Annotated in this window: 5 protein-coding genes, 3 tRNA genes, 4 rRNA genes and 1 pseudogene; 5 read left to right on the top strand and 8 right to left on the bottom strand. The window is 59.8% G+C overall.

Translation table 11 applies throughout. The features are described 5' to 3' along the window. From CSW58_RS02200 to CSW58_RS02170, 7 genes are all read right to left on the bottom strand, one after another. A 16S ribosomal RNA gene (locus CSW58_RS02200) occupies window positions 1-1,173 on the bottom strand; the annotation flags it as partial. Between the two features lie 1,316 nt (window positions 1,174-2,489). Beyond that, window positions 2,490-2,566 (bottom strand) — tRNA-Met (locus CSW58_RS02195). A gap of 70 nt (window positions 2,567-2,636) precedes the next feature. Beyond that, a 5S ribosomal RNA gene (gene rrf, locus CSW58_RS02190) occupies window positions 2,637-2,751 on the bottom strand. Window positions 2,752-2,855: 104 nt separating this feature from the next. Then, window positions 2,856-5,644 (bottom strand): 23S ribosomal RNA (locus CSW58_RS02185). A gap of 231 nt (window positions 5,645-5,875) precedes the next feature. Continuing rightward, window positions 5,876-5,951, bottom strand: a tRNA-Ala gene (locus tag CSW58_RS02180). 68 nt (window positions 5,952-6,019) lie between these two features. Beyond that, window positions 6,020-6,096 (bottom strand) — tRNA-Ile (locus tag CSW58_RS02175). 191 nt (window positions 6,097-6,287) lie between these two features. After that, window positions 6,288-7,772, bottom strand: a 16S ribosomal RNA gene (locus CSW58_RS02170). A 908-nt stretch (window positions 7,773-8,680) separates the two neighbouring features. Between CSW58_RS02170 and CSW58_RS02165 the strand changes: the two genes are divergently transcribed. After that, window positions 8,681-9,121, top strand: coding sequence for an Rrf2 family transcriptional regulator (locus CSW58_RS02165; RefSeq protein WP_099446129.1), 441 nt, complete (start codon window positions 8,681-8,683; stop codon window positions 9,119-9,121). 346 nt (window positions 9,122-9,467) lie between these two features. Here the strand turns inward: CSW58_RS02165 and CSW58_RS02160 are convergent, their stop codons facing one another. Next, window positions 9,468-9,899 carry a CBS domain-containing protein gene (locus CSW58_RS02160; protein ID WP_099446128.1) on the bottom strand — a complete coding sequence of 144 codons (432 nt, stop codon included), beginning with the start codon at window positions 9,897-9,899 and terminating at the stop codon, window positions 9,468-9,470. A gap of 199 nt (window positions 9,900-10,098) precedes the next feature. Between CSW58_RS02160 and hfaA the strand changes: the two are divergent. From hfaA to CSW58_RS02140, 4 genes and pseudogenes are all read left to right on the top strand, one after another. Next, a pseudogene (gene hfaA / locus CSW58_RS02155) lies at window positions 10,099-10,537 on the top strand (holdfast anchoring protein HfaA). After that, the gene (gene hfaB / locus CSW58_RS02150) at window positions 10,527-11,537 is read left to right on the top strand and encodes a holdfast anchoring protein HfaB (RefSeq protein WP_236627595.1); all 1,011 of its coding nucleotides are present in this window, start codon (window positions 10,527-10,529) and stop codon (window positions 11,535-11,537) included. The pseudogene hfaA and the gene hfaB overlap by 11 nt, the downstream one beginning before the upstream one ends. Further along, complete coding sequence (hfaD, locus tag CSW58_RS02145; protein WP_099446127.1) at window positions 11,455-12,699, top strand: holdfast anchor protein HfaD; 1,245 nt, start codon at window positions 11,455-11,457, stop codon at window positions 12,697-12,699. Before hfaB ends, hfaD begins: the two co-directional genes overlap by 83 nt. A gap of 216 nt (window positions 12,700-12,915) precedes the next feature. Beyond that, window positions 12,916-14,059: pitrilysin family protein (locus CSW58_RS02140; protein WP_143755049.1), on the top strand; the 1,144-nt coding region annotated here is incomplete at its 3' end.

Here is a 14,059-nt window from a genome sequence, read left to right as displayed (position 1 = left end):
GTGTGTAGCCCACCTTGTAAGGGCCATGAGGACTTGACGTCATCCCCACCTTCCTCCGGCTTTACCACCGGCGGTCCTATTAGAGTGCCCAGCCAAACCTGATGGCAACTAATAGCGAGGGTTGCGCTCGTTGCGGGACTTAACCCAACATCTCACGACACGAGCTGACGACAGCCATGCAGCACCTGTGTCCCAGTCCCCGAAGGGAAAGACAGATCTCTCTGCCGGTCCGGGCATGTCAAAAGGTGGTAAGGTTCTGCGCGTTGCTTCGAATTAAACCACATGCTCCACCGCTTGTGCGGGGCCCCCGTCAATTCCTTTGAGTTTTAATCTTGCGACCGTACTCCCCAGGCGGAGTGCTTAATGCGTTAGCTGCGTCACCGACATGCATGCATGCCGACAACTAGCACTCATCGTTTACAGCGTGGACTACCAGGGTATCTAATCCTGTTTGCTCCCCACGCTTTCGAGCCTCAGCGTCAGTAACGGACCAGTATGTCGCCTTCGCCACTGGTGTTCTTCCGAATATCTACGAATTTCACCTCTACACTCGGAGTTCCACATACCTCTTCCGTACTCAAGATAGCCAGTATCAAAGGCAATTCCAAGGTTGAGCCCTGGGCTTTCACCTCTGACTAAACTATCCGCCTACGCTCCCTTTACGCCCAGTAATTCCGAGCAACGCTAGCCCCCTTCGTATTACCGCGGCTGCTGGCACGAAGTTAGCCGGGCTTCTTCTCCGAGTACCGTCATTATCGTCCTCGGTGAAAGAATTTTACAATCCTAAGACCTTCATCATTCACGCGGCATGGCTGCGTCAGGCTTTCGCCCATTGCGCAAGATTCCCCACTGCTGCCTCCCGTAGGAGTTTGGGCCGTGTCTCAGTCCCAATGTGGCTGATCATCCTCTCAGACCAGCTAAGGATCGTAGCCTTGGTGGCCTTTACCCCACCAACTAGCTAATCCTACGCGGGCCGCTCTAATGGCGATAAATCTTTCCCTCGAAAGGCTTATCCGGTATTAGCTCAAGTTTCCCTGAGTTGTTCCGAACCAAAAGGCACGTTCCCACGTGTTACTCACCCGTCCGCCACTAATCCCGAAGGATCCGTTCGACTTGCATGTGTTAGGCCTGCCGCCAGCGTTCGCTCTGAGCCAGGATCAAACTCTCAGGTTGAGTTGACCGCTAACACAGACTTCAATTCCAAGGGGAAAACCGAGGAATTGGTTCTGGTTTGCATAGTATCTTGACGAGTTCCCAATCACATCGATGGATCAAAGCCGAAGCTTTGGTCCATGATATTCATGGTATCTTCAAGAGACCGCATTTGTCAGCGTTCGAGATGAACCTTTTCAGTCCATCGCCAGAGCGCCGCCGCCTGCGTTTCTCTTTCCAAATCAACAATGTCAAAGACCCGAAGCCACCTCAGTGACCCCATCGTTTAGCGCCCGATGTCGGCGGAGGCGGCTATCTATCCAACCCCGAAGTCCGTGTCAAATGGTTTTTTCAAACCCACCCAACAAATCCAGCCAGACCAGAAAAACCAGTCCAACCGAGAGGCCAGTTCTTAAAGTAAAGAACCAACCCAGTCAAGCTTTTCTTTCAGAAGAAAGAGCCACCTAGTCTTTCCATCGCGCCGCTGAATTCTTGCGAACTCTTGGCGGCGATGTCGGAGGGCGCTTCTATTGAACCACCACTTCCGAGTCAACCTCTTCGTTTTACTTAATTCACCGAGACGAAAGTCTCTGCGGAGAAGGCAAAAGATGGACCAGGGCCGCCGAGGCAACCCTCTGAAATCCATCTCCGAGTCGATTGGAGCGCGGAAACTATCGAAGCCGTTCCAACTTTGCAAGGCCTTTAAGCCCCGCCCCGTTGGGCCGCCGTCCGTTTCCGAGCGAGGGGCGGATATAGGCCGTGAAACTGAGCACGGCAAGCCCCTTCTGGTTGAATCGGCAGGATCCCGGCCGATGATGTGACAGGAGCGCGACTTCATCCGGACTTTTCACGGAATCCTCGCCGAAGACCGGGGCGGCCCCTGCGTGATCCGGCAGCCGGGCGCTGATCCAGGCGGGGGGCTGGCCGAAGAATCGATGGGGCGGACGGCTTTAATCCCGGCGCCGCGGCCAATGGCCCACCTGGTCGAGCCCGCAGACAATCCGAGCATAGCATCCGGAGACCGGCCGCTGCTCGATCAGCCATTTCGACGGCGTTGAACGATTCGAATCTCCAGGCGGCCCCGGCATCGAGACCCATTGCCCCGCCTCACCGCCCCGTCCCTCGCACGGAAGATCAGGTGAAGGTCGAGCCGACGGGCGAGAGGCCGATCGTCGGAGCTGGCCGGCTTGATCCGGGCCAGGGCTCGGTCGTCGTTAAATCAGGGGACGGAGGCAAGGACCTAGCGGCCCATATCGCCGCAGCGCGGCCGGACATCCGCGACTGAAGGGGCGCGGGACAACGAAAAATGGCCTCCCGAAGGAGGCCATTCTTGTCTTTGGGTGCGGGGACAGGATTTGAACCTGTGACCTTCAGGTTATGAGCCTGACGAGCTACCGGGCTGCTCCACCCCGCGGCGAAGTCGGTAGTTATGTAATCGTGATGTAGGGTTTTGGACTTTGAGCTTTGAAGCATCCTTTTAGCGGACCTGGCGGCGACCTACTCTCCCGCGCCTTGAGACGAAGTACCATTGGCCCAGGGGGACTTAACGACCGAGTTCGGAATGGGATCGGGTGGGGAACCCCCGGCATAGCCACCAGGTCAGCAAAAAGGATGCATGCAGCGCTTTATGGGCGCTGGTTTTAAGTTGAAGAAGACATCGAATGTTTAGCTACAAAGAGCGTTTGCATAGGTTTGGCTGAAGAACGATCAAGCCTATCGAGCTATTAGTACCAGTAAGCTACACGCCTCACAGCGCTTCCACACCTGGCCTATCAACGTGGTGGTCTTCCACGGCTCTCAGCGAGACCTTGTTTTGAGGTTAGTTTCCCGCTTAGATGCTTTCAGCGGTTATCTATTCCACACTTAGCTACCCTGCTGCACAGCTGGCGCCATGACAGGTCCACCAGAGGTGTGTCCATCCCGGTCCTCTCGTACTAGGGACAGATCCTCTCAAGTCTCGTACACCCACGGCAGATAGGGACCAAACTGTCTCACGACGTTCTGAACCCAGCTCACGTACCACTTTAATCGGCGAACAGCCGAACCCTTGGGACCTGCTCCAGCCCCAGGATGTGATGAGCCGACATCGAGGTGCCAAACTTTGCCGTCGATATGGACTCTTGGGCAAAATCAGCCTGTTATCCCTAGAGTACCTTTTATTCGTTGAGCGATGGCCCTTCCACGCAGGACCACCGGATCACTATGGCCGACTTTCGTCTCTGCTCGACTTGTCAGTCTCGCAGTCAGGCGGGCTTATGCCATTGCACTCGACGACCGATTTCCGACCGGTCTGAGCCCACCATCGCGCGCCTCCGTTACACTTTGGGAGGCGACCGCCCCAGTCAAACTGCCCGCCACGCCATGTCCCGGACCCGGATAACGGGCCGCGGTTAGACGTCAACAACAATAAGGGTGGTATTTCAAGGATGGCTCCACTCGAACTAGCGCCCAAGTTTCATAGCCTCCCACCTATCCTACACATGTTGTTGCTAACGCCAAGGCGAAGCTGCAGTAAAGGTTCATAGGGTCTTTCCGTCTGACCGCGGGAACCCCGCATCTTCACGGGGAATTCAATTTCGCTGAGCCTATGCTGGAGACAGTGGGGAAGTCGTTACGCCATTCGTGCAGGTCGGAACTTACCCGACAAGGAATTTCGCTACCTTAGGACCGTTATAGTTACGGCCGCCGTTTACCGGGGCTTCAATTCGCAGCTTGCACCACTCCTTTTAACCTTCCGGCACCGGGCAGGCGTCAGACCCTATACGTCGCCTTGCGGCTTCGCAGAGCCCTGTGTTTTTGATAAACAGTCGCTACCCCCTGGCCTGTGCCACTCTTATCTGGTTGCCCAAATAAGAGTCACGCTTATCCCGAAGTTACGCGTGCAATTTGCCGAGTTCCTTCAGCATAGTTCTCTCAAGCGCCTTGGTATACTCTACCTGCCCACCTGTGTCGGTTTCGGGTACGGTCTCCGTTGGAGTTATTTCCAGGGACCTGTTCACTGCCCAGAGCAATCCAATAAGCCTAGACAATTTACCAGATCCGTCACTTCCAACTGGTTCAGGAATATTCACCTGATTCCCATCGACTACGCCTTTCGGCCTCGCCTTAGGGGCCGACTAACCCTGCGCAGATTAGCTTTACGCAGGAACCCTTGGGCTTTCGGCGAGAGTGTCTCTCACACTCTTTATCGCTACTCATGTCAGCATTCTCACTTCCGATACCTCCAGCAAGGCTCACGCCTCACCTTCAACGGCTTACGGAACGCTCCGCTACCGCTTGCACAAAGTGCAAACCCATACCTTCGGCGTCTGGCTTGAGCCCCGTTACATTTTCCGCGCAGGTTCGCTTGACCAGTGAGCTGTTACGCTTTCTTTAAATGATGGCTGCTTCTAAGCCAACATCCTGGTTGTCAAAGCAAACCCACATCGTTTCCCACTTAGCCAGAACTTGGGGGCCTTAGATGATGGTTAGGGTTGTTTCCCTTTTCACGACGGACGTTAGCACCCGCCGTGTGTCTCCCAGATATCTCTCTCGGGTATTCGGAGTTTGATTAGAATTGGTAGAGATCGCTCCCCCCGCATCCATTCAGTGCTCTACCCCCCGAGGAGTCCGTCTGAGGCACTACCTAAATAGTTTTCGCGGAGAACCAGCTATGTCCAGGTTTGATTGGCCTTTCACCCCTATCCACAAGTCATCCGAGAACTTTTCAACGTTCACCGGTTCGGTCCTCCAGTAAGTGTTACCTTACCTTCAACCTGCTCATGGATAGATCACCTGGTTTCGGGTCGTCATGCGACGTACTTATTCGCCCTATTCAGACTCGCTTTCGCTACGCCTACACCTAACGGCTTAAGCTTGCACGGCACATGAAGTCGCTGACCCATTATACAAAAGGTACGCCGTCACCACGCGCGGTGGCTCCGACTGCTTGTAGGCTTCCGATTTCAGGATCTGTTTCACTCCCCTTGTCGGGGTGCTTTTCACCTTTCCCTCACGGTACTTGTTCACTATCGGTCATTGAGGAGTACTTAGGCTTGGAGGGTGGTCCCCCCATGTTCAGACAGGATTTCACGTGTCCCGCCCTACTCGAGTCTGTCGCTATTTGACGCTTACGGGGCTCTCACCCACTATGGCCGACTTTTCCAAGTCGTTCAGCTTTATGTCACGACAGCACTGGCCTGGTCCCGGTTCGCTCGCCACTACTACGGGAGTCTCGGTTGATGTCCTTTCCTCCGGGTACTGAGATGTTTCAGTTCCCCGGGTTTGCTTAATGGAGCCTATGTATTCAGCCCATTATACCTCTTCTGACCAACCCACTACGTATCCAACCGAGGTTGGAGACAAGTGGAGTGACCATAAAGGTGGGTTTCCCCATTCGGAAATAGCCGGATCAAAGGGTGCTCGCGCCTCCCCGGCTCTTATCGCAGCGTGCCACGTCCTTCATCGCCTCTCAATGCCAAGGCATCCGTCAGAAGCCCTTATGCGCTTGATCGTTCTCAGCAAAACCCATGCGCTTCACGTCTAGGGGACGTGTCGCATGCGCTTTGTAGTCAGACATTTGATGTCTTCTTCAAAGTCCAACCTAAAACCAGCAGGCTCCCAAGGGTGAGAGACTGACGGCGGTTAAACCCTACATTCACGATGTCATTTCGCGACCGGCCAAAGCCAGGTCGCAAACTTGATCATTCCTCGATCGCGTTACCATGTCTTCCGGATGAAGAGATGGTGGAGCCAGACGGATTCGAACCGACGACATCCTGCTTGCAAAGCAGGCGCTCTACCAGCTGAGCTATGGCCCCTCGCCGCCTTGCGGTGAGTTGCTGTAGCCCAGGAGAGCTGGGTCGGTTGCGTTACGTAACTGGAAGGTTGGTAGGCCCGATAAGATTTGAACTTATGACCTCACGCTTATCAAGCGTGCGCTCTAACCAACTGAGCTACGGGCCCATAGGCCGCATAGACCAGATCCCCGCAACCCGCCCAAGGGCAGATTTACGAGGCCCGTCCTGGGCTCGCGATCGCCCACCCGCCTGAACGGCTGGTGAGGAGTGGAAAGAGAAACGAAGACGGCGGCGATCCGCTCATCTGTATATTTAGACGTCTCAATAAGGCGCAAACCTTGGAGAGACAGTCCTTAGAAAGGAGGTGATCCAGCCGCAGGTTCCCCTACGGCTACCTTGTTACGACTTCACCCCAGTCGCTGACCCTACCGTGGTCGCCTACCTCCCTTGCGGGTTAGCGCAGCGCCTTCGGGTAGAGCCAACTCCCATGGTGTGACGGGCGGTGTGTACAAGGCCCGGGAACGTATTCACCGCGGCATGCTGATCCGCGATTACTAGCGATTCCAACTTCATGCACTCGAGTTGCAGAGTGCAATCCGAACTGAGACGACTTTTTGGGATTGGCTCCCCCTCGCGGATTGCAGCCCTCTGTAGTCGCCATTGTAGCACGTGTGTAGCCCACCTTGTAAGGGCCATGAGGACTTGACGTCATCCCCACCTTCCTCCGGCTTACCACCGGCGGTCCTATTAGAGTGCCCAGCCAAACCTGATGGCAACTAATAGCGAGGGTTGCGCTCGTTGCGGGACTTAACCCAACATCTCACGACACGAGCTGACGACAGCCATGCAGCACCTGTGTCCCAGTCCCCGAAGGGAAAGACAGATCTCTCTGCCGGTCCGGGCATGTCAAAAGGTGGTAAGGTTCTGCGCGTTGCTTCGAATTAAACCACATGCTCCACCGCTTGTGCGGGCCCCCGTCAATTCCTTTGAGTTTTAATCTTGCGACCGTACTCCCCAGGCGGAGTGCTTAATGCGTTAGCTGCGTCACCGACATGCATGCATGCCGACAACTAGCACTCATCGTTTACAGCGTGGACTACCAGGGTATCTAATCCTGTTTGCTCCCCACGCTTTCGAGCCTCAGCGTCAGTAACGGACCAGTATGTCGCCTTCGCCACTGGTGTTCTTCCGAATATCTACGAATTTCACCTCTACACTCGGAGTTCCACATACCTCTTCCGTACTCAAGATAGCCAGTATCAAAGGCAATTCCAAGGTTGAGCCCTGGGCTTTCACCTCTGACTAAACTATCCGCCTACGCTCCCTTTACGCCCAGTAATTCCGAGCAACGCTAGCCCCCTTCGTATTACCGCGGCTGCTGGCACGAAGTTAGCCGGGGCTTCTTCTCCGAGTACCGTCATTATCGTCCTCGGTGAAAGAATTTTACAATCCTAAGACCTTCATCATTCACGCGGCATGGCTGCGTCAGGCTTTCGCCCATTGCGCAAGATTCCCCACTGCTGCCTCCCGTAGGAGTTTGGGCCGTGTCTCAGTCCCAATGTGGCTGATCATCCTCTCAGACCAGCTAAGGATCGTAGCCTTGGTGGGCCTTTACCCCACCAACTAGCTAATCCTACGCGGGCCGCTCTAATGGCGATAAATCTTTCCCTCGAAAGGCTTATCCGGTATTAGCTCAAGTTTCCCTGAGTTGTTCCGAACCAAAAGGCACGTTCCCACGTGTTACTCACCCGTCCGCCACTAATCCCGAAGGATCCGTTCGACTTGCATGTGTTAGGCCTGCCGCCAGCGTTCGCTCTGAGCCAGGATCAAACTCTCAGGTTGAGTTGACCGCTAACACAGACTTCAATTCCAAGGGGAAAACCGAGGAATTGGTTCTGGTTTGCATAGTATCTTGACGAGTTCCCAATCACATCGATGGATCAAAGCCGAAGCTTTGGTCCATGATATTCATGGTATCTTCAAGAGACCGCATTTGTCAGCGTTCGAGATGAACCTTTTCAGTCCATCGCCAGAGCGCCGCCGCCTGCGTTTCTCTTTCCAAATCAACAATGTCAAAGACCCGAAGCCACCTCAGTGACCCCATCGTTTAGCGCCCGATGTCGGCGGAGGCGGCTATCTATCCAACCCCGAAGTCCGTGTCAAATGGTTTTTTCAAACCCACCCAACAAATCCAGCCAGACCAGAAAAACCAGTCCAACCGAGAGGCCAGTTCTTAAAGTAAAGAACCAACCCAGTCAAGCTTTTCTTTCAGAAGAAAGAGCCACCTAGTCTTGGCTGCTATAAGAAAAGAACTTTCGAACTCTTCGTTCTAGCAGTGGAGCGGTGCTTCTATTGAAGCGACAACTCCGTGTCAACCGGCTCTTTCATTCCCTGTTCTGGTCGGTCACCGAAGTGAACCTTGGAAACAGGGACAGGGTGAAGGACCGCTGAAGACAGCGTCTTCGTCAATTCGTCACCGAGTCGGTTGGAGCCGCGGAAACTATCCATCCACCTTCCGAAACACAAGGGCCAATTGGCCTTTGGTATGGTCTGGCGGGTGGCGTCCCCGAAGCGAGGGCGGTGTTTAGCCAAGCCCCCGGCGAGTCGCAACAGCCCATTTGTCGAATTGCGATTTCACGCCGAGCCATCTGTGGGCGGACTTGTGGATGAAACCCGGCAGGCCCTGCGCGACCCGCGCTTGCACGCCCCCCCCCCGCGAGATAGACGATGACCGCGGAGGGAACCGGTCCATGCTGTCACAGAAAGCGCGCTACGCCCTGCGCGCCATGATCGAACTGGCCCGCGCCGAAAGCCAGGTCACGGCCGGGGCGCTGGCCGAACGGGCCGATGCGCCGCGCAAGTTCCTGGAAGCCATTCTTCTAAGCCTGGCCCGCCAGGGCCTGGTGACCAGCCATCGCGGCAAGTTCGGCGGCTACAGGCTCGGTCGCGCGGCTGGCGACATCAGCTTCGCCGAGGTGATCCGACTGGTGGACGGGCCCCTGGCCCTGGCGCCCTGCGTCAGTCGCACCGCGTTCCGACGCTGCGAGGATTGCCGGGACATCGTTACCTGCGCTCTGCGAGAAGCCCTGTTGCGGGCGCGGGACGCAACAGCGGAAGTGCTCGAAGGCTACAGCCTGGCGGACGCCGTGGCCGGAGCCGGAGCCGAGCTGCTGGACGCGCCGCAGGCCTGACCCGGGCCGACCCGGGCGATCCGTCGCGGCATGGCCTCCGCCTCTCTCTATAGAGCGCTCTCTCTAGGCCGAGCTGCTCGAAGGGCCGTCGGCACGCCCTGGGCGATCTCGGGAAGGCCGCGCGGCATGGCCGCCCTCTCTCTATAGAGCGCTCTCTATAGGCCGAGCTGAGGGAAGCGCCGCCGGCCTGACCAGAACGAGCTCGGGAAGGCCCGCGCGGCCTAGCCGCCGCCTCTCTCTATATAGGGCTCTCTATAGAGCGGGCTCTCGTCCCATCGAGCTCCCATCTCCCGCCCTCTATAGAGCGTGGTCTCTTAGGCCCGCCGCCCGACCATCGCCGCCTGGTTTAACCCGCCGCGATATAGGCCTTGAGACCATCGGCCTCGGCCTGGGCCTCGAGGATCTTGTGCTTGACCAGATCGCCGATCGAGATGATGCCCACCAGCCGACCCTGCTTGCAGACCGGCAGGTGGCGGATGCGGCGATCGGTCATGCGGGCGAGCAGGGCGTCGAGGGTTTCTTCCGGATCGGCGAAGACCACGTCCTTGGTCATGCAGCCCTTGATCGGCCGATCGAGCGCGGCGCCGCCGCCTTCGGCGACCACCCGAACGATATCGCGCTCGGACAGGATCCCGGCGATGGCGCCGTCCTCATCGAGCACGATCATCGCCCCCACCCGTCGACTGTGCAGCAACGCCGCCGCGGCGCCGACCGTTTCATGCGGCGAGGCGGTAAAGACCAGGTCGCCCTTGTCCTTGAGGATCTGCGAAACGAGCATCCGGTTTTCTCCCTGACGTTCTTATGGCGGTGAGCGTCTCGCAAAGCCGCCGCCGGATCAATGGCCAAGGCCATCTTGGCGCGCTTAACCAATTTTCGAGACCTTGGGCTTAGACCTGACCCGTGTCCGGTTTTGGCACGGAGGTTGCTTGCAGCTTTCGGGTCGGTTGTCGCGGAGCCCTAAGATGGCGTCTCATCCAATGAAGTCTCCCACCACAGGCGGTCTGGCCGTGCTGTGCCTTGGACTTTTGCTGACCGCCGGGCCCGCCGCAGCCCAGTCGATGAACACCAACTCGGCCGCCTTCAACGCCGGCTATGGCCGGGCCGCCGGCCAGGAAAACCACGTCGTCGACTATTCGACCCGCGACGCCAACGGCAAACAGGCTGATCGTCGATGGCGTGATGCTGACCGGCGCCGACCAGAGCGTCTATTCCTCCAGCCAGGCTTCGGGCTCGCTGGACAGCTATTCAGGCGTCGGCGGCTGGGGCTCCAGCGGCGCGAGCGCGATCGGCAACAATCTGACCGTCATCACCCAGGGCAACAACAACACGGTGATCGTCAACTCCACCCAGACCAACACCGGCAATATCTCGGCGGGGGCCCAGACCAACAGCGGCGGCGTGTCCAATGGCAACTAAGCATATCCTCCTGCTGCTGAGCGCCGCGGCCTGCACGGCCTTGGCCGGATGCGGCAGCACGCCCAAGCCGATGGGCAACGGCAACTACGCCACGCCGATCGGCACGGCGCCGGTCACCGCCAATCCCACCCCTATTCCCCGCCCTGGTCTGCCTGGCGCAATATGCCCGGCAAAACCGGGTCGCCGCGCCGCGCGTCGCCATCGGCCGCATCGCGGACTATACCGGCAAGGAAGAGTCCGACGGTCGGGCCGCAAGGTCACCCAGGGCGCCTCCCTGCTGGCCATGACCGCCTTCGCCAAGGCCGGCATGCCCATGGTCGAGCGTTTCGACACCTCGGTGTCGGAATACGAGCTGAAGTTCGCCAACAACAAGCTGATCTCCGACAACCCCAATCCGGGAGCCGGGGCGCCCGCCGACTATCGCAAGATCCTGGCCGGCCAGGTGCCGGGCTCGGACTTCTATGTCGCCGGCGGCATCACCGAGCTGAACTACAATATCCGCTCGGCTGGCGTCGACGCCTATGCCGGCGACAAGGACACCGACGGCCTGAAGGGCAATTTCAAGCGGCGGGTGTTCGTGATGAACATCGCGCTCGACCTGCGCCTGATCAATACCCGCACGCTGGAGGTGGTCGATGTCATCTCCTACCAGAAGCAGGTGGTCGGTCGCGAGGTCAGCCTCGGGGTGTTCGACTTCCTCAATGGCAATCTGTTCGACATTTCGGGCGGTCGCGGCGCGCTGGAGCCGGTGCAACTGGCGGTGCGTTCGCTGATCGAGCGCTCGGTCGTCGAGATGAGCGCCAACCTCTACGGCATGCCGGGTCCGCAAAGCTGCCTGCAGTTCGACCCCTATGGCAGCGACACCATCGGCGCGACCGGGGCCTTCGTCCCGGCCTATGACAATCTGGGGACCAACAATGCGCAGACCCGCGAAGACCCGTCTCGCTGGAGTGATCGCGGCGATCCCGCTCTGCGCCCTGCTCGCCGGGGTCGCTACTAGCCAGACCGTTCCCAGCCCGGTCCTCAATGACCAGCTGAACCTGGGCGACATCTTCGCCGGCCAGGTGCTGAACGTCGTCACTGTCGAAGAGGGCGTCAGCGCCGTCACGACGGCCGGCGCCAACACCATGGGCATGACCGTGGATGGCGCCGACGGCGACCTGCGCTCCAACCAGGTCAATTCGGGCGCGGTCCTGGCCCATGGCGTGGTCAATGTCGACGGCAGCACCGGCTCATCCAGCAATGTCACGTCCACGGCGGTCGGCAATGGCGGCACGGCGACGGCGGCCGGCGGAACCTTCACCGGCTTCATGGTCCAGACCAACAGCGGCCCGGTCACGGCGCGCAGCCAGGTCGAGGCCGAATACAGCCACGCCAATGACATGACCGTCGGCAGCCAGGCGGCCGGCAACAGCCAGGGCCTGCTGCTGGTGAATGGGGCCATGGGCGCGCGGGTCAGCCAAGCCAATTCCGGCGACGTGCTGGCCGACGGCGGCGCGATCATCCAGCATGTCACGGGCACGGCCATCGTGGCGGGCACGGCGGCGGGCAACAATATCGACCTGGAGGGCGCCAACCAGTCGGCGGCCCGCATCATCACCGACCAGGGCAATACCGCCGCCACGGTTCAGGCCAGCAAGTTCACGGCCTATGGCAACAGCTACATGACCGCCACCGCCGCCACCGCCTCGGGCAACAACCTATCGGCCCAGAACGAGGGCACGCTGCTGGACGTCGCCGCCCACCAGTACAACACCGCCTATGTCCGGGCCCAGGCCGAGGAGACCTCGTACCAGTTCGGCGGGGCCCAGGTCAGCGCCTATGGCGTCGGCAACTCCGTCCTGGCCGGCAATTTCGGCCCGGGCCTGGTGCTCGACAACCTCCAGGTCAATGACGGCGGCGGCGTCGAGGTGATCGCCAGCTTTGACGGTCACGACGGCTATGACGCCGGGGCCAGCGCCACGGCCATGGGCAACGCCGTCAGCGGCTACGTCTGCAACCAATGCTCGGGGGCGATGGATGTCGCCAACAGCCAGGCCAACTATGTCGATGTCAGCGCCCGCTCGACCGTGCGCGTCGGCGGCAACAGCCGCTCGATCGCCGGCGTATCCACCGCGGTCGGCAACAACGCCACGTTCAGCGTCACGGCTTCGGGTCACTGATCGGCGCCAGCGCCCTTCGATCGTCCTGGGCCTTGGACGGCAAAGCCGGCTCCGCTCCTCCCTAGGAGGCCCTATCGGGTCTTAGCCGTCCATGGGTTGCCCGTCATGAGGCCATGGCGTGGACCCCGGACGCGCGCAACCTCGCCCTGACTCCGCCTTGCTTGCGCCTCGCATCGCGGCGAAGCTGCGCGATCACACTGTCCTTCAAGGTCTTTCATGATCCGCGTTTCGCGCCTGGCGCTCATTGTCTCGGCTGGCCTCTCCCTCAGCGCCTGCGCCACCCTTTCGAACCTGGTCCCCGGGCGCGACAAGGCCCCGCCGCCCGCCGCCGGCCAGGCGCCAAGCCCAGCCAGCCCCGCCGTCCCCACCCGGGCGACGTTGAAACCCGGGCAATGGCCGCAGGCGGTGTCCGATGTCGCCCCCGATCCGCGCATCCGCTTCGGCGTACTCGACAACGGGCTGCGCTACGCCATCCAGAAGAACGCCACCCCGCCCGGCCAGGCCGCCCTGCGCCTGTGGTTCGAGACCGGCTCGCTGATGGAGGCCGACGATCAGCAGGGCCTGGCCCACTTCCTGGAGCACATGGCGTTCAACGGCTCGAAGAACGTGCCCGAAGGCGAGATGGTCAAGATCCTGGAGCGCCATGGCCTGTCGTTCGGGGCCGACACCAACGCCTCGACCAGCTTCGACGAAACCGTCTACATGCTGGACCTGCCCAAGACCGATGACGACACGGTCGACACCGCGATGATGCTGCTGCGCGAGACGGCCGGCGAATTGACCATCGACCCGGCCGCCGTCGACCGCGAGCGCGGCGTCGTGCTGTCGGAGGAGCGCACCCGCGGCACGCCGAACTATCGCGTCTTCACCCGCGCCCTCGACTTCCAGCTCCAGGGCCAGCGCCCGCCGACGCGGCTGCCGATCGGCACGACCGAGGTGCTGAAGACCGCGCCCGCCCAGCGAATCCGCGACTATTACGAGGCCTGGTATCGGCCCGAGCATGCGGTGATCGTGGCGGTCGGCGACTTCGACCTCGACGCCATGGAAGCCCGGATCAAGTCCCGCTTCGGCGACTGGCGGGGCAAGGGCGTCGCTGGAGCCAGGCCGGACCTGGGCCCCATCGCCAAGCGCGGCCTGACGGCCAAGGTGCTGGTCGAGCCGGGCGCGGCGCTGTCGGTGCAGATGGCCTGGGTACAGCAGCCCGACCTGACCCTGGAAACCCGCGACAAGGACCGCCGCGACATGGTCCAGAGCCTGGGCCTGGCTGTGGTCAATCGTCGCCTGCAAGCGCTGAGCCGGGCCAGCGATCCGCCGTTCATCTCGGCCATCGCCCTGAACAACGACCAGAGCCACGCCGCCC

Source organism: Caulobacter sp. B11, from assembly GCF_002737765.1.
Taxonomy (GTDB): Bacteria; Pseudomonadota; Alphaproteobacteria; order Caulobacterales; family Caulobacteraceae; genus Caulobacter.
The sequence above is the reverse complement of the archived record's forward strand: the minus strand, read 5'-3'. Positions and strand labels throughout refer to the sequence as shown.

What these genes read in the sequence shown, in the direction of transcription:
- CSW58_RS02165 (WP_099446129.1), top strand. Translation starts at nt 8,681, where the DNA reads ATGCTGTCACAGAAAGCGCGCTACGCCCTGCGCGCCATGATCGAACTG.
- CSW58_RS02160 (WP_099446128.1), bottom strand. Translation starts at nt 9,899, where the DNA reads ATGCTCGTTTCGCAGATCCTCAAGGACAAGGGCGACCTGGTCTTTACC.
- hfaB (WP_236627595.1), top strand. Translation starts at nt 10,527, where the DNA reads ATGGCAACTAAGCATATCCTCCTGCTGCTGAGCGCCGCGGCCTGCACG.
- hfaD (WP_099446127.1), top strand. Translation starts at nt 11,455, where the DNA reads ATGCGCAGACCCGCGAAGACCCGTCTCGCTGGAGTGATCGCGGCGATC.